Annotated in this window: 1 protein-coding gene; it reads left to right on the top strand. The window is 65.5% G+C overall.

From position 1 onward, the window contains the following. Positions 1-423, top strand: a 423-nt coding sequence (locus tag PY649_RS34900; RefSeq protein WP_285873630.1) for an electron transfer flavoprotein subunit alpha/FixB family protein, incomplete at both ends; no start/stop codon positions are given.

Here is a 423-nt window from a genome sequence, read left to right as displayed (position 1 = left end):
ATCTATGCCGGCAACGCCATCCAGACGGTGCAGGCGACCGACGCCAAAAAAGTCATTACCGTGCGCACCGCCTCGTTCGCCTCGGCTTCGGAAGGTGGCTCGGCTTCTGTCGAGGCGATCCCGGCGGTGGCCAATCCCGGTCTTTCGACCTTCGTCAAGGACGCGCTGTCGACTTCCGATCGTCCGGAACTGACGTCCGCGAAAATCATCATCTCCGGTGGCCGCGCGCTTGGTTCGGCCGAGAAGTTCCGCGAGGTCATCCTGCCGGTGGCCGACAAGCTCGGTGCGGCTGTCGGCGCTTCCCGCGCTGCCGTCGATGCCGGCTATGCGCCGAACGACTGGCAGGTGGGGCAGACCGGCAAGGTGGTCGCGCCGCAGCTCTATATCGCCTGCGGCATATCTGGGGCCATCCAGCATCTCGCC

The sequence above is a fragment of the Rhizobium mayense genome (assembly GCF_030272705.1).
In the GTDB taxonomy this organism is placed as follows: domain Bacteria; phylum Pseudomonadota; class Alphaproteobacteria; order Rhizobiales; family Rhizobiaceae; genus Rhizobium; species Rhizobium mayense.
The sequence above is the reverse complement of the archived record's forward strand: the minus strand, read 5'-3'. Positions and strand labels throughout refer to the sequence as shown.